This window comes from Azospirillum sp. 11R-A, assembly GCF_049472615.1.
GTDB classification, from domain to species: Bacteria; Pseudomonadota; Alphaproteobacteria; order Azospirillales; family Azospirillaceae; genus Azospirillum; species Azospirillum palustre.
Genome location: NZ_JBCEBL010000001.1, coordinates 265,182 through 282,506, shown reverse-complemented (window position 1 = coordinate 282,506; position 17,325 = coordinate 265,182). Strand labels below are relative to the sequence as shown.

Here is a 17,325-nt window from a genome sequence, read left to right as displayed (position 1 = left end):
GCTGGCGAATAGCTGATTCCGGCCTGCCAAGCCTGACCTGATGGGCGGCGATGGGACAGTTGGGGAGTACCCCAGCGGCTCCCGCCCCGTCTTTCGCCGCATCACCCTTCGCGGCCCTGTCCGCCTGCCGTACGTCTGCCCACTCTCCAGGCTCGCGATTGGGAGCGGGCGGAGGTGTGCATGGGGCGCGGATTGCTTTGGGGCGCTTTGTGCCTGCTGCTGTGGAGCGTTCCGCTCGGTCCGACCGGGGCCATCGGCCTGGACCGGGCTCCCGACCCGTTGGTCGATGCGGTCACCCGTGCGGTGGAGGAACGGCAGCCGGTGGCCGGAACCGGCAGCCTGGTGGTCGGCGTCATCCGCGACGGCCGGACGCTGGTGGTCGGGCGTGGCAATGCCGGGCGGCCGGATGGCGGGCCGGCCGACGGGCGCACCCTGTTCCAGATCGCGTCGCTGACCAAGCCCTTCACCGGCACCATCATGGCGGAACTGATGCGGGAGGGCCGCGTCGACCCCGCCGACCCGCTTCAGCGCCATCTGCGCCGGGTCGGCGCGGTGCAGGTCGCCCATGTGCCGGACTATGACGGCCGTCCGATCCGGCTGCGCGATCTCGCCACACACACCGCCGGCCTGCCGAACGTGCCGGAAACTCCCCGCTTCTCTTGGAGCCGGCTGGAGGATCCGCGCAATCCCTACAAGCCGCTGTCGCGGGGCGAGCTGGCGCTGTGGTTGTCCGATTACCGGCTGCCGGTGCCGCCGGGCGTGCGTTTCAGCTATTCCAATGCCGGCATGTCGGTGCTGGGCGAGGCGCTGGCGGCGGCGGCCGGCCAATCTTACGAGACCTTGCTGAAACGGGTGGTGACCGACCGGTTCGGGCTGCGCGACACCACCCTGCACCCGACGGCGGAGCAGCGGATGCGCAAGGCGGCGGGCCATGCCCGTGGCCGGACCGTGCCGGATTGGGAGGCGCCGGCGATGCTGCCCGCTTTCGGCCTCTATTCCTCGGCCGACGATCTGCTGCGCTGGCTCTCCGCCAATCTCGGCGATTGCCCGGGCGGTGCCGCCGTTGGGTCGGACGGTCACGGCTGTGCGCCGCCGGTGGCGGCCACCCTGGCGCTGGCGCAGTCGGTGCAGGTCGACGGCCGGTCGCTGGCAGATCCCGGCAGCCTGGGAAGCGGGGCGATGGCGCTCGGATGGTTCGTCGCCTGGGCCACGGACGGCACGCCGATCTATTGGCATTCCGGCTCCACCGGCGGCTTCAACGCCTATATCGCCTTCTCGAAGGCGCATCGCTGGGGCGTTGTGGCCCTGACCAACAGCGATCCCGATCAGGTCACCGCCGACCATGTGGTGATCGACCTCGTCCGTCGTCTGGAAGCGCGGCCGGAGGTGGCGAGCCTGCCCTGAGGCCCTGTCGTGAAGCCGCGGTCCGGTTCAGTGCAGGCGCCGCAGCGGCTTGACCGGGATCTCGACATCGGCGCGGGCTGGGGCGATGGGACCCGCCTGATGATGGGCGAGGCGCCAGTTGCCTTTTTCGCGGGCAAACAGGTTGGTGGCGGCCAGGACGGCATCGCCCAGCGTTTCCTCGCAGACCACCAGTGCGGTGTCGCCGTGCAGGGTGACCCGCTCGTTCCGGGCCGCCACCGTAATGCCGCTGGGTGTGCGCAGAACGTCGCGCCAGCTGGTCAGCACGGCGTCGCGCCCGAACAGGGCGGTCCAGCCGGGATGGATGCAGGAGACGGGCAGCGTTTCCGCCCACAGGGCTTCCATCGCGGCGGCGTCGCGGTTGGTGAAGGCCCTGTAGAAGGCTTGGTTCAGGGCCAGCAGCGTGTCGCGGTCGGTCATGTCTTCATCCGGGCGATGGTTCCGGGAGGTCGGACGGCGCCCGGCCCGGCGGGCCGGCACCGGGACCGCTTGTAAAGAAGCCATCACTCATGGGCAAGCGCCGGTCCGGACGGATCCGGGCCGGCGCTGTGACAATGAACGCGTCGGAGACCGCATCGGACCGCCTCAGGCGGTCAGATCGACGCCCTGCGACTTCGCTGGAGTTGCGGCGGTGGCCGCCGTCCCGCTCTTCCCGGCCGACAGCCCTGCGATCGGATTGGACAGGTCGAGCGTCAGGTGGGTGACGCCGTCCTTCGACGTGGTCGGCTTCAGCACCGCCAGCCCCTTCATCCCGTCGCCGCCGCCGCCCTTGGCGGCCATGTCGTTCAGCTTGCCGAGGATGTCCTTGATCTCATCCTCGCTGAAGCCGTCGGAGCGCACGATCATGCCGGTCGATTTGCCGGTGGCGGTGGTGGTCATGCCGGTGGCGCTGAGCGCCATGTCGCCGCCCTTGCCCAGGGAGGCCTGCAGGCGCTGGTCGTCGCGGCGGAAATCCAGGGTCGATTTCGCGAAGGAAATCTTGACGCTGCGGTCGCCGTCCTGGATTTCCAGGTCGATCCCGTGCGACTCGATCGACCACTGGGACTGGGTGGCCTGCATGTCCACCGACAGGTCGCTGAGGTTCATGCCGTCCAGCTTGGACTTCAGCCCGTCGCCGAAGCCCTTCACGGCGTCGTCGATCCGGTTCTGCGGAACGCCGAGCGCGCTCAGCGTGTCGCCGAGTCCCTGTTTCAGGGCGTCGATGCCCTTGCCGAACATGCCGGCCAGACCTTTGCCGTGGTCCAGCGCCGACTGCATCAGCGACTGGGCCTGCTTGGCACGGTCCACGCCGCTGCCGGATGCCAGGGCGCTACCCCCGCCCGCTGCCCCGCCCGCAGCCTGGGCGCCGCTCTTGCCGGTCATGCTGTCCAGCAGCGATTCCATCGACTGGCTGATGGTGTAGGCCGGCGACTGGGACTTCTTGTCTGCCGTGTCGCCGTCTACCGTTTTCGCGTCCGATTTGGCCAGCGCGTCCTTCACCGTGCCGGCCGTCTTTGACGAGCCGTTCTGCACAGCCGTGGACAGCACCGACGGTTTGCCGCTCGGGCCGCTGAGCTCCGCGTAGTACATGGATGCCCCCGCATCGCGTTGTTTGTGTGCAAGCCGAAGCATGACGCCGGCAACCTTTACCGTTTGTTAATTTCATGGATTTCTTTCAATGATTAAAACAAATTCGTTTCCTTACTAAGTGTCGGCGACTGTGAAACTTCATCCGATAACTTGCCGCCACTTGTTCCGCCTGCGTGATGAGCTGCGACGAGCCGCAGCTTTCACCAAGGAGAAGGGGCTGCTACCCTTGTCGCCAAAGGACCCGGAAGAAGGGAGCCAGCCATCATGACCGACCGCCTGTCCATAGCCCTCGCCCAGATCAATCCCGCCGCCGGCAACCTCGCCGCAAATGCCGACCGACTCCGCGCCGTAAGGGCTGAGGCCGCGGCGCGCGGTGGCGATCTGGTCGTCTGTCCCGCAGTCGGCCTGTCCGGTGCCCCGCTGCTGGATCTGGCCGCACTTCCCGCCTTCCTCGACGCGGTGGAGGCAACGGTGCAGGCGCTGGCGGAGGACACCGCCGACGGTGGGCCGGCCTTGCTGGTCGGCGTTCCCTGGCGTGGGGATTCGGTGCCTGGGGATTTGGGACGCGACGGATCGAAGCGTCACAATGCCGCGCTGTTGCTGGATGGTGGGAGAATCGCTGCGGTTCGTTTCCAGGCCGTAACGGATTCCGGCGAAATCGGTGGGCCGGAGGAGGATCGTTTCGATAGCGGTCCGATGCCGGGTCCGGTCAATGTTCGCGGGGTGCGGATCGGCCTGCTGGTCGGCGGCGACCTGACCACCGGCGACGTTGCGGAAACGCTGGCGGAAAGCGGTGCCGAGCTGCTGGTCGCCATGCTGGCAAGTCCCTTCGCTCCTGGCCGTGCCGACCAGCGGATTCATGCCGGCGTCGCGCGGGTGGTGGAATGCGGGTTGCCGCTGGCCGCCGTGAACCTGATCGGCGGGCAGGACGAGCGGGTGTTCGATGGCGGCAGCTTCGCGCTTGCCCCCGGCGGGCGGCTGGTCGCCCAAGCTCCGCTGTTCGCCGAACATCTTCTGCTGACCCGGTGGGAGCGCGGAGACGATGATGGCTGGGACAGTTCCGAGGCCGAAACGATTGCTCCGGCTGAAGGAACTGAGGCGCTCTATGGCGCGCTGGTGCTGGGTCTGCACGATGCCGTAACGAAATCCGGCGCGCCGGGTGTGGCGGTCGGTCTGACCGGCGGTCTGGACTCGGCGCTTGTCGCCGCCATCGCCGTCGATGCGTTGGGGCCGGAGCGGGTCCTGGCGGTCCGGGCACCGCTGCCGGGCGGCCCGGACGCTGATCTTGCCGGTGCCCTGGCCGACAGTCTGGACGACGCGGCGGAAATCGTGGAACTGCTGGGCTGCCGCCTCGACAATGTCGCGCTGGCGCCGCTGCTGAAGGCTGCCGACTCGCTGTTGGCCCCGGCCTTCGCCGGCCGCGATCCGGCCATGGCGGTGGAGCGGATGCATGCCCGCCTGCGTGCCGCGACTCTGGCGGCGCTGGCGGAGCGGATGGGGGCCTTGCTGCTGTCGAGCGTGGACCGCACCGACCGCCTGCTCGGCCTTGCGCCGGAGGAGACGGGTTGCGGCTATGCCGTGCTGGCCGACGTGCCGAAGACGGCGGTGCTGGAACTGGCGCGCTGGCGCAACCGCAACCAGCCGGCGGCATCGCGCGGGCCAGCCGGGCTTGTGGTGCCGGAGCGTGTGCTGACGCGCCGGATGAAGGCTGAAACTCCGGCTGGCCTACCGCCGGCGGAGGCGTTGGACGATCTGCTGGCCGGCTTGCTCGATGGCGGGCTGTCGCCGGCCGATCTCATGACGCTCGGTCATGCATCGGAGACGGTGGCGGCGGTCTGGCGATTGATGGCTCGGGCGGAAGCAGGCCGCCGCGGGGCTCCGCCGGGGCCGCGTGTGTCCCGCCGGTCAACGGTGCGGTTGCGGCGCTTTCCGATTGCCAGCGGCTTCACCGATCTGCTGTAGAGCGGGCGGGTGGAAGGGGGCAGAGCCCCCCTTCACACCCGTTTCGAAGTCTTGCGGACGTCAGCCGCGCGTCAGCTTGATGATCGTGGCGATCATGCCGAAGGTCCACAGCACGGCCGGCAGAACCACCCAGGTCGGATGGAAGATGATCGCCAGCGGCATGATGAAGATCAGCATCATGGCGGGAAAGACGAAGAAGGGCGAATTTCCCCAGTTGCTCAACAACCCGGCCGGGTTCGTGTCTTCACCAAGATAAGCATCGGCGGTAACCGCTTGATCCGTCATCTCTATCACCCAAAGATTTTTGTGGTTATCCCCTGTCCCGCAGTGCAGCAAGACAGGGGTTCATACGCCACGATGCTTTGGATGGCCAGAGCGCAGCCTTTGCCGTTGCTTCCGACTTTGGTCGAAGAGTGGGAGCGAAGACGGAGTTTACGCGGCTTCGGTCAGCGCCAGTTGCGGGCGGCGCAGGCTGGACTGGATGGTGAAGGGCGCACGGACGCCGCCATTGAACAGCTCGGCGCATTCCAGTGCCTTCAGCACGCGCTCTTCCGGCGGCTGGCCGGCGGTGGAGGCGAGCGAACCCAACGCATAATCCGACCCGCAGCCGATGGCGTGGTAGCCGCGCACCGCCTCGCCGACCTGATAGTCGGACTGCACGGTGAAGAGGCGGCCTTCCAACCCGACCATGAATGTGCCGCCGGTCTCCACGTCGTTGGAGCGGTGTGCGTAGCCGCCGTCCTTCAGGCAGTTGCGGACGGCATCGACGAAGTCGACGACCATGTAGCGGAACAGGTCGGCGTCATGGTCGCGGGACGGGACTTCCAGCCGGTAATGCAACAGCTGGCCCATGCGGAAGGAACTGGTGAAGCCAATCAGGCTGTCGCCGTTGCGGAACACTTTGGTGTCGGCGCGGACGGTGATGTCCAGCCCGTTCACCCCGGCGCTGTCGCCGCCCATCCACACGCGATCGCCGTCCACCAATCCCACAATGCAGGTCATCGCCAACCCTCGCCTGATAAAAAAGAAACCGAGGCAAAGGGTGTGGGAAGGCGGTTAATGAATTATTGCTCAGCTTTGTGACATTGCGCGTAACAAAGGAGGTATCGCTACCTCCTTCGTCGTGCGTTTGTCTTGCTTACTTCGCCAGATCGACCAGAGCCTTGACAGTATTCTCGGCCCCTTCGGCGATCTGGGCCAGAGTGGCGTCCAGCATGTAGCAGGGGGAGGTGACCACCTTCAGCCCCGGATCGACAACGATCTCGCCATGGGTGGCGGTGCGATGGACCGCCCCCATCGCTTCCAGGGCGGCGACGGTGCCGGGATCGTTGCCGACGGTCAACTCCACCCCCTGCTGGCCCAGGATCTTGGCGAGGATGGCCGGCGCGATGCACAGCGCGCCGATCGGCTTGCCGGCCGCGCGCATGGCGGCGACGGCGGCCACCACCTGCGGATTGACCGAGCAGTCGGCCCCCTTGAAGGCGAAGTCGCTGAGATTCTTGGCGGCGCCGAATCCGCCGGGGAAGATCAGCGCATCGACGTCGCCGGCCGAGAACTGGCTGAGCGCGGTGATCTTGCCGCGGGCGATGCGTGCCGACTCGACCAGCACGTTGCGGCTTTCGCCGGTCTCCTGGCCGGTCAGGTGGTTGACGACATGGGCCTGCGGAATGTCGGGGGCGTAGCACACCGCCACCGCGCCCACCCTGGCGATGGCCAGCAGGGTGCAGACCGCCTCGTGGATTTCCGCGCCGTCATACACGCCGCAGCCCGACAGCACGACGCCGATGCGCAAGCTCTTGTCCGCCATAGGATGTCTCCGAGATTGGATTTGCCGCCAAGCTAGCGCAGCCCGTTTCCCACGCCTACCGTGGCAACCGACGCAATGCCCGACCTGTTGCGCGGATGCATCGGTCGCGGACCGCTTTCGGAAGGCGCGCCGGCCGTGCTAGGACTGCCCGCCTGTCCCGTCTGCAACCCGAGTCCTGCCATGTCCACCGCCGTCCGTTTCGCCCCCAGCCCGACCGGCCGCATCCATGTCGGCAATGTGCGCCTTGCGCTCGTCAACTGGCTGTTTGCGCGCAAGACCGGCGGAAGCTTCATGTTCCGGCTTGACGACACCGACGAGGAGCGCTCCACCCAGGAATTCGCCGACGCCATCGCCGCCGACCTGACCTGGCTGGGCCTGACCTGGGATCGTTTCGCTCGCGAAAGCGACCGCTATCCGCGCTATGACGAGGCGGCATCGGCGTTGAAGGCCGCGGGCCGGCTTTATCCCTGCTACGAGACGCCGGAGGAACTGAACCTCAAGCGTGCCAGTCTGGTGTCGCAGGGCCGTCCGCCGATCTACGACCGTGCCGCGCTGCGCCTGACCGACGAGGATCGCGCCCGGCTGGAAGGGGAGGGGCGCAAGGCCCATTGGCGCTTCAAGCTGAACCCGACTCCGGTGGAATGGACCGACCTCGTCCGCGGGCCGGTGCGGTTCGAGGGCACGGCGCTGAGCGATCCGGTGCTGATCCGCGAGGATGGCCGGCCGCTCTACACCCTGACCAGCGTGGTCGATGATGCCGACTTCGCCATCACCCACATCATCCGCGGCGAGGACCATGTCGCCAACACCGCGGTGCAGATCCAGATCTTCGAAGCCCTGGGCGAGTCGCTCAGTGCCGTGGTGCCGACCTTCGCCCATCTGCCGCTGCTGACCGATGCCGGCGGGCAGGGGCTGTCGAAGCGGCTGGGCAGCCTGTCGGTCGGCAGCCTGCGCGACGAGGACGGCATCGAGCCGATGGCGGTCAACAGCCTGCTGGCGAAGCTTGGCACCTCCGATCCCATCGAGGCGCGGCTGACGCTCGACGAGCTGGTGGCGGAGTTCGACATGTCGAAGATCGCCCGCGGCACGCCCAAGTTCGATCCGGAGGAACTGGGCCGGCTGAACGCCCGCATCCTGCACCTGACGCCGTTCGAGGCGGTGGCCGCCCGGCTGGAGAAGCTGGGCCTGACGGGCGCTGATGCCGCTTTCTGGGACGCGGTGCGGCCCAATCTGGCGCGGCTGAGCGACGCGCAGGACTGGTGGGCGGTGACCCATGCGCCGGTGACGCCGTTGGTGGAGGATGCCGCTTTCCTTGCCCAGGCGGCGGCGCTGCTGCCCGACGAGCCGTGGGACTTCGGCACCTGGGGCGCCTGGACCAATGCGGTGAAGGGGGCGACGGGCCGCAAGGGCAAGGAGCTGTTCCTTCCTCTGCGCCGCGCGCTGACCGGGCGCGACCATGGACCGGAATTGAAGAACCTGCTACCCCTGATCGGACGGGCGCGCAGCCTCCGGCGTCTGGCCGGCGAAACCGCCTGAAACCTATCTTCATCCAGGAGTTCGGACCGTGCCGTTGGACCTCTACAACACGCTGACCCGCCGTAAGGAGCGCTTCGAGCCGCTTCGCCCGGACCATGTCGGCATGTATGTCTGTGGTCCGACGGTCTACGACACCGCCCACATCGGCAACGCCCGGCCGGTGGTGGTGTTCGACCTGCTGTTCCGGCTGCTGTCCCGGCTCTATCCGGCGGTGACCTATGTCCGCAACATCACCGATGTGGATGACAAGATCATCGACCGGGCGCGGGACAGCGGCGAGCCGATCGATGCGCTGACCGCGCGCACCACCGACCTGTTCCATGCCGACATGGATGCGCTGAACGCGCTGCGCCCGACCATCGAGCCACGGGCGACCCAGCATATCGGCCAGATGATCGCGCTGATCGCCACGCTGATCGAGCGCGGCAACGCCTATGCCGCGGAAGGGCATGTGCTGTTCTCCGTGCCGTCGATGCCGAGCTACGGCCAGCTGTCCCGCCGCTCGCTGGAGGACATGATCGCCGGTGCACGGGTGGAGGTGGCACCCTACAAGCGCGATAGCTCCGACTTCGTGCTGTGGAAGCCGAGCAACCCCGACCAGCCCGGCTGGGACAGCCCCTGGGGCCGTGGCCGTCCGGGCTGGCACATCGAATGCTCCGCCATGGCAAAGGAGCATCTCGGCGCCACCTTCGACATCCATGGCGGCGGGCTGGATCTGATCTTCCCGCACCATGAGAACGAGATCGCCCAGAGCTGCTGCGCCAATGGCACCGACCGGCTGGCCCGCACCTGGGTCCACAACGGCTTCGTGACGGTCGAAGGCGAGAAGATGTCGAAGTCTCTCGGCAACTTCTTCACCGTCCACGATCTGCTGGACGAGTTCCCGGGCGAAGCGATCCGCCTGACCCTGCTGAGCGCGCATTACCGCCAGCCGTTGGACTTCACCCGCGAGGGCATCCGGCAGGCCAAGGGCACGCTCGACCGCTGGTATCAGGCCCTGCGCGGCGAGCCGGCGGCGATGCCGGCCGAACTGCCCTTCGACGTGCTGGCGGCACTGGAGGACGATCTGAACAGTCCGCTCGCCATCGCGCATCTGCACGAGCTGGCGACCGCGGTGAACAAGGCGAAGAGCGATGCCGAGAAGGCCGCGGCCAAGGGCGCACTGCTGGCGGCCGGACAACAGCTCGGCCTGTTGCAGCAGGACCCGGAAGCATGGTTCCGCTGGGCGCCGACCGGCGGGGCCGAAGGGTTGACCGACGCCGAGGTCGAGCAGCTGATCGTCGACCGCAAGTCTGCCCGCGCAGCCAAGAACTTTGCCGAGGCCGACCGCATCCGCAAGGAACTGGCCGACAAGGGCATCGTTCTCGAAGACGGTCCGCAGGGCACGACCTGGAAGCGGGGGTAATTCGCCGATTCGCCCTTTCCCGCTGTGGGAGGGGGCGGTCCGCCCTAGTATTGTTGCCATGATCACAACAAACCTTCGCCATCTCCGCTGATTATCCCGCGCGTCGATCCGGCTAATCTCCCCTTCAGACGAAACACGGCCCTCACCGGCCACCCTGACTGAGGAGACCCTGACCATGATCGACAATCGCACCGCCCCCTATGCCGCCTTCCTGCTGCGCGTCGGCCTCGGCCTGCTGTTCCTGGCCCACGGCCTTGTGCTGAAGGTGCTGACCTTCACCATTCCCGGTACCGTCGGCTATTTCGAGAGCATCGGCTATCCCGGCTTCCTCGCCTATCTCGTGATCCTGGGCGAGATCGGCGGCGGGCTGCTGCTGATCGCCGGTGTCTACACCCGCTGGATCGCGCTGGCCCTGCTGCCGATCATGATCGGCGCCACGCTCCAGCATGTCGGCAATGGCTGGGTGTTCAATGCGCAGGGCGGCGGTTGGGAGTTCCCGGCCTTCTGGACGGTCCTGCTGGTGGTGCAGTCGCTGCTGGGCGAGGGCGCTTTCGCCCTGAAGGTTCCGGCGCTGGGCGCCCCGGCCGACCGTCGCGAACTGGCCTGATCCGCAACCGAAACCGGTATTCGACGGCGGCGCGGAGCGGGGAGGGGGCAATTTGCCTCTTCCCCGTTCCGCGTCGCCGTCCCATTTGGTAGACAGGACGGAGACCAACCGGAGAGCCTGATGACCGTTTCGCCGAACGACCAGCACAAGACGGAGTCCTCCGGGGTCCTGAATTTGCTGGACGACCTGATCGCCAAGGCGCGCGCCGCCGGTGCGGATGCCGCCGATGCCGTGCTGTTCGACAGCGCGTCAGTGTCCCTCGCTCACCGGCTGGGCAAGACCGAGAAGCTGGAGCGCTCAGAATCCGGCGACCTCGGCCTTCGGGTGTTCATCGGCAAGCGGCAGGCCATCGTCTCCTCCACCGACCGCAGCGGCAAGGCGCTGGACGAGCTGGTCGAGCGTGCCATCGCCATGGCCCGCGTGGTGCCGGAGGACGGCTTCGCCGGCATCGCCGATCCGGAGCAGCTGTCCCGCAGCTGGCCCGACCTCGACATCTGCGACGATGAGGAGCCGTCCTCGGAAACGCTGATCGAGCGGGCCCGCATCGCCGAAGAGGCGGCGCTGGCGGTCGAGGGCGTCACCAATTCCGAAGGAGGCGATGCCGGCTGGAGCCGCTCGACCATCGCGATTGCCGCCTCCAACGGCTTCGCCGGCACCTACGGGGTGTCGCGCCAGTCCTTGTCGGCCTCTGTCCTGGCCGGGACCGGCACCGGGATGGAGCGCGACTATGATTATGACAGCAAGGTCTATGGCGCCGACCTGCGCGATCCCGCCGAGATCGGCCGCGAGGCCGGCGAGCGGGCTGTCCGCCGCCTGAACCCGCGCCGGGTCAAGAGCTGCAAGGTGCCGGTGTTCTTCGATCCGCGGGTGTCGCGCGGCCTGCTCGGTCACCTGACCGGCGCCATCAGCGGTCCCAGCATCGCCCGCGGCACCAGCTTCCTCAAGGACAGGATGGGGCAGCAGATCTTTGCCTCCTCCATCACCATCGTCGACGACCCGCATGTGAAGCGCGGCCTGCGCTCCCGTCCCTTCGATGCCGAGGGCGTCGAAGTGTCGCGGCGCACGCTGATCGAGGACGGTGTGCTGACCACCTGGCTGCTCGATCTGCGGTCCGCCCGGCAGCTCGGCCTGACGACAACCGGCCACGCCGCCCGCGGCACCTCCGGCCCGCCCGGCCCGGCCCCCGCCAACGTCTACATGGCTGCTGGCAAGCGCAGCCGCGCCGACATGCTGGCGGAGATCAAGGACGGCTTCTACGTCACCGACCTGATGGGCATGGGCGTCAATGGCGTCACCGGCGATTACAGCCGTGGCGCCGGCGGCTTCTGGATCGAGAACGGCCAGATCACCTATCCCGTCAACGAGATCACCATCGCCGGCAACCTCAAGGACATGTTCCTGAACATGGAGGCGGCCGACGACCTGGAACTGCGCTTCGGCATGGATGCGCCGACCGTGCGCATCGACGGCATGACCATCGCCGGGATGTAGGCGCCGGCGTTCAAGCCGCTTAGGGCGGAGGCAGCTCCGCCCGTCTCTTCATCATCTGGCATCGTTCTTGCGCAGACAGCGGGCAACCCAAAGCGGGTTCGCCCGCTTTTTGTGCTGCATTTCCGCCACTCTGCCTGTCCAAACGTCAGCTAGGCCCTTGCGCATATCTGCCTGATCTGTTAGCAATCTGCCGCTTTTTTGGGCGAAATGCTGAAGGTTTGTGCAAATGGATGCGGCAAAGACGGGTGGCGACGTCCTTTTCGTGCTGATGGGCGCGGTGATGGTGCTGGCGATGCATTGCGGCTTCGCCCTGCTGGAGGTCGGGACGGTCCGGCGTAAGAATCAGGTGAACGCGCTGGTGAAGATCCTGTCGGACTTCGCCATGTCGACCATCGCCTATTTCTTCGTCGGTTATGCCGTGGCCTACGGCATCGACTTCTTCGCCGACGCCCACACGCTGGTCGGCAAGGGTTCCGGCGGCTTCGCGGCCTATGGCTACGATCTGGTGAAGTTCTTCTTCCTGGCGACCTTCGCCGCCGCGGTGCCGGCCATCGTCTCGGGCGGCATCGCCGAGCGCGCCAGATTCTGGCCGCAGGCCGGCGCCACGCTGGCGCTGATCGCGCTGTTCTACCCGCTGCTGGAAGGCACGGTCTGGGGAACCCGCTTCGGCTTGCAAGGCTGGATGGCCGCGACCTTCGGCCAACCTTTCCACGACTTCGCCGGATCGGTGGTGGTGCATGCCTTCGGCGGCTGGGTGGCGCTGGGTGCGGTACTGAACCTCGGCAACCGCCGCGGCCGTTACCGCCCCAACGGTTCGCTGATCGCCATTCCGCCGTCGAACATCCCCTTCCTGGCGCTCGGCGCCTGGGTGCTGTGCGTCGGCTGGTTCGGCTTCAACGTGATGAGTGCCCAGGTGCTGGACGGCGTGACGGGTCTGGTGGCGCTGAACTCGCTGATGGCGATGGTCGGCGGCATCGTCACCTCGCTGGTGATCAGCCGCACCGACCCCGGTTTCGTCCACAACGGCGCGCTGGCCGGTCTGGTGGCGGTCTGCGCCGGGTCCGACGTGATGCATCCGCTGGGCGCGCTGGTCACCGGCGGCATCGCCGGGCTTCTGTTCGTCTGGGCCTTCAACAAATGCCAGATCGACTGGAAGATCGACGACGTGCTGGGCGTCTGGCCGCTGCACGGTCTGTGCGGCCTGACCGGCGGCCTGCTGGCCGGCGTCTTCGGGCAGGAGGCGCTGGGCGGCCTTGGCGGCGTGTCGATCCTCAGCCAGATCGTCGGTACGCTGGGCGGCGCCGGCTTCGGCTTCGCCTCAGGTCTGGCGGTTTATGGCCTGCTGCGCGTCACCGTCGGCATCCGCCTCGATCCCGAGCAGGAGTACAAGGGCGCCGACCTGTCGTTGCACCACATCACCGCGTACCCGGAAGAGGACGCGCCGACCCTGTAATGCGCCGCGCACAACGCCGCCGCCCCTTGGCCGACTCTTGCTTTGCCGGGGCGGCGGCTTTAGTGTCCGGCGCGAACTCCTCCCCCTCACGACGCCGGATTTTGACCGCCCCATGAAGGCCGCCATCGTCGTTTTCCCCGGCTCCAACCGCGAACGCGACGCCGTCGCCGCGCTGGAGGCCGTCAGCGGGACCAAGCCGCATCTGGTCTGGCACCGCGACACCGAACTGCCCAAGGTCGACCTGATCGTCGTGCCCGGCGGCTTCTCCTATGGCGATTACCTGCGCTCCGGCGCCATGGCGGCGCATTCGCCGATCATGCGCGAGGTGAAGGCGCGGGCCGATCAGGGCGTCCGGGTTCTCGGCGTCTGCAACGGCTTCCAGATCATCACCGAGGCCGGGCTGCTGCCCGGCGCGCTGATGCGCAACGGCGCGCTGAAGTTCGTCTGCCGCGTCCAGCATCTGCGGGTGGAGAACACCGACAGCCCCTTCACCAAGAAATACGCGAAGGGCCAGATCGTCCGTTTCCCCGTGGCGCACGGCGACGGCAACTACTGGACCGACGCGGAGACGGTGAAGCGGCTGGACGGCGAGGGCCAGGTCGCCTTCCGCTATGTCGGTGACGAGGCGCGCAGCGATCCCCGCGGCAACCCGAACGGCTCGGTGTCCGACATCGCCGGCATCTTCAATGCCAAGCGCACCGTGCTGGGCCTGATGCCGCACCCCGAGGACGCGGTGGAGGCCCTGCACGGCAACACCGACGGCAAGCCCATGTTCGAAGGTCTGGTGGAGGCCCTGTCGTGAGCGCTGAAGCTACCAAGGCGCAGGAGCGTCCGGTCACCGCCGAACTCGCCAAGGAGTTCGGCCTGTCCGCCGAGGAGTACCAGAACGCCCTGGACATCCTGGGCCGTACCCCGACCTTCACCGAGATGGGCATCATCTCGGTCATGTGGTCGGAGCACTGCTCCTACAAGTCGTCGAAGGTGTGGCTGAAGACGCTGCCGACCACCGGCCCGCAGGTGATCTGCGGCCCCGGCGAGAATGCCGGCGTGGTCGACATCGGTGACGGCGACGCCGTCATCTTCAAGATGGAGAGCCACAACCACCCGTCCTACATCGAGCCCTACCAGGGGGCGGCGACGGGCGTCGGCGGCATCCTGCGCGACGTGTTCACCATGGGCGCACGTCCCATCGCCAACATGAACGCGCTGCGCTTCGGCTCGCCCGACCACCCCAAGACCCGCCATCTGGTCTCGGGCGTGGTCGCCGGCATCGGCGGCTACGGCAACTGCGTCGGCGTGCCGACCGTGGGCGGCGAGACCAACTTCCATCCGGCCTACAACGGCAACATCCTGGTCAACGCCATGACCGTGGGTGTCGCCAAGACCGACAGGATCTTCTATTCGGCCGCCGCCGGCATCGGCAACCCGGTCGTCTATGTCGGCTCCAAGACCGGCCGCGATGGCATCCATGGCGCCACCATGGCGTCGGCCGAGTTCACCGAGGATTCGGAGGAGAAGCGCCCGACCGTGCAGGTCGGCGACCCCTTCACCGAGAAGCTGCTGATCGAAGCCTGCCTGGAATTGATGGAGACGGACGCCATCGTCGCCATCCAGGACATGGGCGCCGCCGGCCTGACCTCGTCGTCGGTCGAGATGGCCGGCAAGGGCGGCCTGGGCATCGAGCTGACGCTCGACACCCTGCCGATGCGCGAAGAGGCGATGACGCCGTATGAGATTATGCTCTCCGAAAGCCAGGAGCGCATGCTGATCATTCTGAAGCCCGGCCGCGAGGAGGTGGCGAAGGCCATCTTCGACAAGTGGGAGCTGGACTTCGCCGTCATCGGCCATCTGACCGACACCGGCAACCTCGTCATCAAGATGTATGGCGAGACCTGGTGCGACATGCCGATCGCCCCGGTGTCCAACGCCGCCCCGGAATACAACCGTCCGTGGGAGTCGACGCCGAAGGCTTCGGATGTCGCCGACAGCGTGTTCGACGGCTATTCCGAGGAGCTGGGCGACACGCTGACCAAGCTGTTCGGCTGCCCCGATCTGGCCTCCAAGCGCTGGATCTGGGAGCAGTATGACAGCCTCGTCGGCGGCGACACCCGCTTCATGTCGGGTCAGGCCGACGCCGCGGTCGTCCGTGTGCCGGGCCAGACCAAGGCGGTCGCCATCACCACCGACTGCACCCCGCGCTACTGCCTCGCCGACCCGGTCGAGGGCGGCAAGCAGGCCGTGGCCGAGGCGTGGCGCAACCTGTCGGCGGTGGGCGCCCTGCCGCTCGCCATCACCGACAACATGAACTTCGGCAACCCCGAGAAGCCGCGGATCATGGGCCAGTTCGTCGGCGCGGTTCAGGGCATCGGCGAGGCCTGCAAGGCGCTGGACTTCCCGGTCGTCTCGGGCAACGTCTCGCTCTACAACGAGACCAACGGCGAGGCGATCCTGCCGACCCCGGCCATCGGCGGCGTCGGCATCATGCCGGACGCCATGATCGCCGTCGGAATTGCCTTCAAAAATGAAGGCGACGTGATCCTCGCGGTTGGCGAGACGAAGGGCCACATCGGCCAGTCGATCTTCCTGCGCGAGATCCTCGGCCGTGAGGAGGGGGCACCCCCGCCGGTCGATCTGGCGGTGGAGCGTCGCAATGGCGACTTCGTCCGCGGCCTGATCCACGAGGGTCTGGTGGTGTCGAGCCACGATGCGGCCGACGGCGGCCTGATCGTCACCATCGCCGAGATGGCGCTGGCCGGCGGCATCGGCGCCTACCTGACCGGTTTCGACGGCCAGCATGTCCGCGTGCTGTTCGGCGAGGACCAGGGCCGCTACGTCCTGGCCGTCCGTCCGGACGTCGCCGCGACGGTGCAGGAGAAGGCCAAGGCCGCCGGCGTTCCGGTCACCGTGCTGGGCGAAACCCGCGGCACCTCGCTGTCGGGCCGCGGTGGCGAGATCGTCTCGCTGAAGCGTCTGCGCGAGGCGAACGAAGGCTGGCTGCCGACCTACATGGCCGCCGAACTGTAAGACGGCCGGGTCGTAAGGAAAACGGCCAAGCCTGATCGAGGTGACCGATCGAGTCGACGGGGCTGCTTCATGCGAGGCGGCCCCGTTTCTTTCTCCGGTTGGGGAGCGGCGGACACCCTGCGCCGTTCATGCTCTGTCGTGTACAGACAGGCAAATCGCGTTAAACTCACCGCTCCAAAGGGTTGGATCGGCATATGAGCGCGCCTGGAGGCGGGGAATGGGGTTTTCAGTCACCTTTTGGGGCGTGCGCGGCACCATTCCCTGCCCAATGGCCTCGCATCTGGGGTTCGGTGGCAACACCTCCTGCGTCGAAGTGCAGGCGGGCAAGCAGCGGATCATCATCGACGCCGGCACCGGGCTGCGGATGCTGGGGCGCAAGCTTCTGGCCGAAGGGGTGACCGGCGCCACGCTGCTGCTGAGCCACACCCATCTCGACCACATCAGCGGCTTTCCCTTCTTTGCGCCGGCCTACACCAAGGGCTTCGGTCTTCGCGTCATCTCCGGCCATCTCAACGGCGGTCCCGACATCGAATCGGTGATGGCGCGTCAGATGGAACGGCCGCTGTTTCCGGTGCCGCTGCGCACCATGGGTGGCGATCTCAGCTTCCTTGAGGTGCCGCCCGGCCACAGCTTCAAGCTGGAGGGCGGGGTGCGCATCCACACCGCGGCGCTGAACCATCCCGACGGCGCCACCGGCTACCGGATCGAGTATCAGGGGCGGTCGGTCGCCTATGTGACGGACACCGAACATGTGCCCGACCACCCCGACCGCAACATCCTGAACCTTGTCGACGGGGTGGATCTGCTGCTCTACGACTCGACCTACACCGACGAGGAATGGCTGCAGCGGATCGGCTGGGGCCATTCCACCTGGATGGAAGCGGTGCGGATCGCCCGCGCGGCCCATGTGAAGACGCTGGGCCTGTTCCACCACGATCCCGACCACGACGACGCGACGATGGAGCGGATCGAGGCGGCGGCCAAGGCAGAGTTCGCAAATTGTTTTGCCGCGCGCGAGGGAACCACCATTTCCCTCGACTGACATTCCC

General features: G+C 67.3%; 15 protein-coding genes. 10 read left to right on the top strand and 5 right to left on the bottom strand.

Going from position 1 to position 17,325, the window contains the following annotated elements; all coding sequences use genetic code 11:
• Positions 1-180 precede the first annotated feature (180 nt).
• Complete coding sequence (locus tag VH569_RS01405) at positions 181-1,404, top strand: serine hydrolase domain-containing protein (protein ID WP_423313422.1); 1,224 nt, start codon at positions 181-183, stop codon at positions 1,402-1,404.
• Positions 1,405-1,431: 27 nt separating this feature from the next.
• On the opposite strand, the gene VH569_RS01400 is transcribed toward VH569_RS01405, so the two are convergent.
• Positions 1,432-1,842, bottom strand: a complete 411-nt coding sequence (locus VH569_RS01400) for a nuclear transport factor 2 family protein (RefSeq protein WP_109051615.1) — start codon at positions 1,840-1,842, stop codon at positions 1,432-1,434.
• Positions 1,843-2,007: 165 nt separating this feature from the next.
• The gene (locus VH569_RS01395; protein WP_423313419.1) at positions 2,008-2,991 is read right to left on the bottom strand and encodes a hypothetical protein; all 984 of its coding nucleotides are present in this window, start codon (positions 2,989-2,991) and stop codon (positions 2,008-2,010) included.
• 264 nt (positions 2,992-3,255) lie between these two features.
• On the opposite strand from VH569_RS01395, the gene nadE reads away from it, so the two are divergent.
• Positions 3,256-4,953, top strand: a complete 1,698-nt coding sequence (gene nadE, locus VH569_RS01390) for an NAD(+) synthase (protein ID WP_423313417.1) — start codon at positions 3,256-3,258, stop codon at positions 4,951-4,953.
• A gap of 60 nt (positions 4,954-5,013) precedes the next feature.
• Here the strand turns inward: nadE and VH569_RS01385 are convergent, their stop codons facing one another.
• The 3 genes from VH569_RS01385 to elbB form a co-directional block, all read right to left on the bottom strand.
• Positions 5,014-5,238, bottom strand: coding sequence for a hypothetical protein (locus VH569_RS01385; protein ID WP_423313415.1), 225 nt, complete (start codon positions 5,236-5,238; stop codon positions 5,014-5,016).
• A 147-nt stretch (positions 5,239-5,385) separates the two neighbouring features.
• Entirely contained in the window at positions 5,386-5,955 is a 570-nt protein-coding gene (locus VH569_RS01380; protein ID WP_098739245.1) for a hypothetical protein, read from the bottom strand.
• Positions 5,956-6,091: 136 nt separating this feature from the next.
• A complete protein-coding gene (gene elbB, locus VH569_RS01375; RefSeq protein ID WP_423313412.1) occupies positions 6,092-6,760 on the bottom strand; it encodes an isoprenoid biosynthesis glyoxalase ElbB in 669 nt (222 codons plus the stop codon).
• A 180-nt stretch (positions 6,761-6,940) separates the two neighbouring features.
• Here elbB and gltX point away from each other — a divergent pair, with 180 nt between their 5' ends.
• The 8 genes from gltX (at position 6,941) to VH569_RS01335 (ending at position 17,318) form a co-directional block, all read left to right on the top strand.
• Positions 6,941-8,296 (top strand): glutamate--tRNA ligase, encoded by a 1,356-nt coding sequence (gene gltX, locus VH569_RS01370; protein WP_423313410.1) that lies wholly within the window; start codon positions 6,941-6,943, stop codon positions 8,294-8,296.
• Positions 8,297-8,324: 28 nt separating this feature from the next.
• Complete coding sequence (gene cysS, locus VH569_RS01365) at positions 8,325-9,701, top strand: cysteine--tRNA ligase (RefSeq protein ID WP_423313408.1); 1,377 nt, start codon at positions 8,325-8,327, stop codon at positions 9,699-9,701.
• Positions 9,702-9,876: 175 nt separating this feature from the next.
• Positions 9,877-10,308, top strand: coding sequence for a DoxX family protein (locus VH569_RS01360; RefSeq protein WP_423313406.1), 432 nt, complete (start codon positions 9,877-9,879; stop codon positions 10,306-10,308).
• A 120-nt stretch (positions 10,309-10,428) separates the two neighbouring features.
• Positions 10,429-11,799 (top strand): TldD/PmbA family protein, encoded by a 1,371-nt coding sequence (locus VH569_RS01355; RefSeq protein WP_423313404.1) that lies wholly within the window; start codon positions 10,429-10,431, stop codon positions 11,797-11,799.
• A gap of 226 nt (positions 11,800-12,025) precedes the next feature.
• Positions 12,026-13,252: an ammonium transporter gene (locus VH569_RS01350; RefSeq protein WP_423313402.1), complete on the top strand. Its 1,227-nt coding sequence runs from the start codon at positions 12,026-12,028 to the stop codon at positions 13,250-13,252.
• 112 nt (positions 13,253-13,364) lie between these two features.
• Positions 13,365-14,054: a phosphoribosylformylglycinamidine synthase subunit PurQ gene (purQ, locus tag VH569_RS01345; RefSeq protein ID WP_109075620.1), complete on the top strand. Its 690-nt coding sequence runs from the start codon at positions 13,365-13,367 to the stop codon at positions 14,052-14,054.
• The gene (purL, locus tag VH569_RS01340) at positions 14,051-16,276 is read left to right on the top strand and encodes a phosphoribosylformylglycinamidine synthase subunit PurL (protein ID WP_423313400.1); all 2,226 of its coding nucleotides are present in this window, start codon (positions 14,051-14,053) and stop codon (positions 16,274-16,276) included. The genes purQ and purL overlap by 4 nt, the downstream gene beginning before the upstream one ends.
• Before the next feature lie 217 nt (positions 16,277-16,493).
• Entirely contained in the window at positions 16,494-17,318 is an 825-nt protein-coding gene (locus tag VH569_RS01335; protein ID WP_376956955.1) for an MBL fold metallo-hydrolase, read from the top strand.
• Positions 17,319-17,325 lie beyond the last annotated feature (7 nt).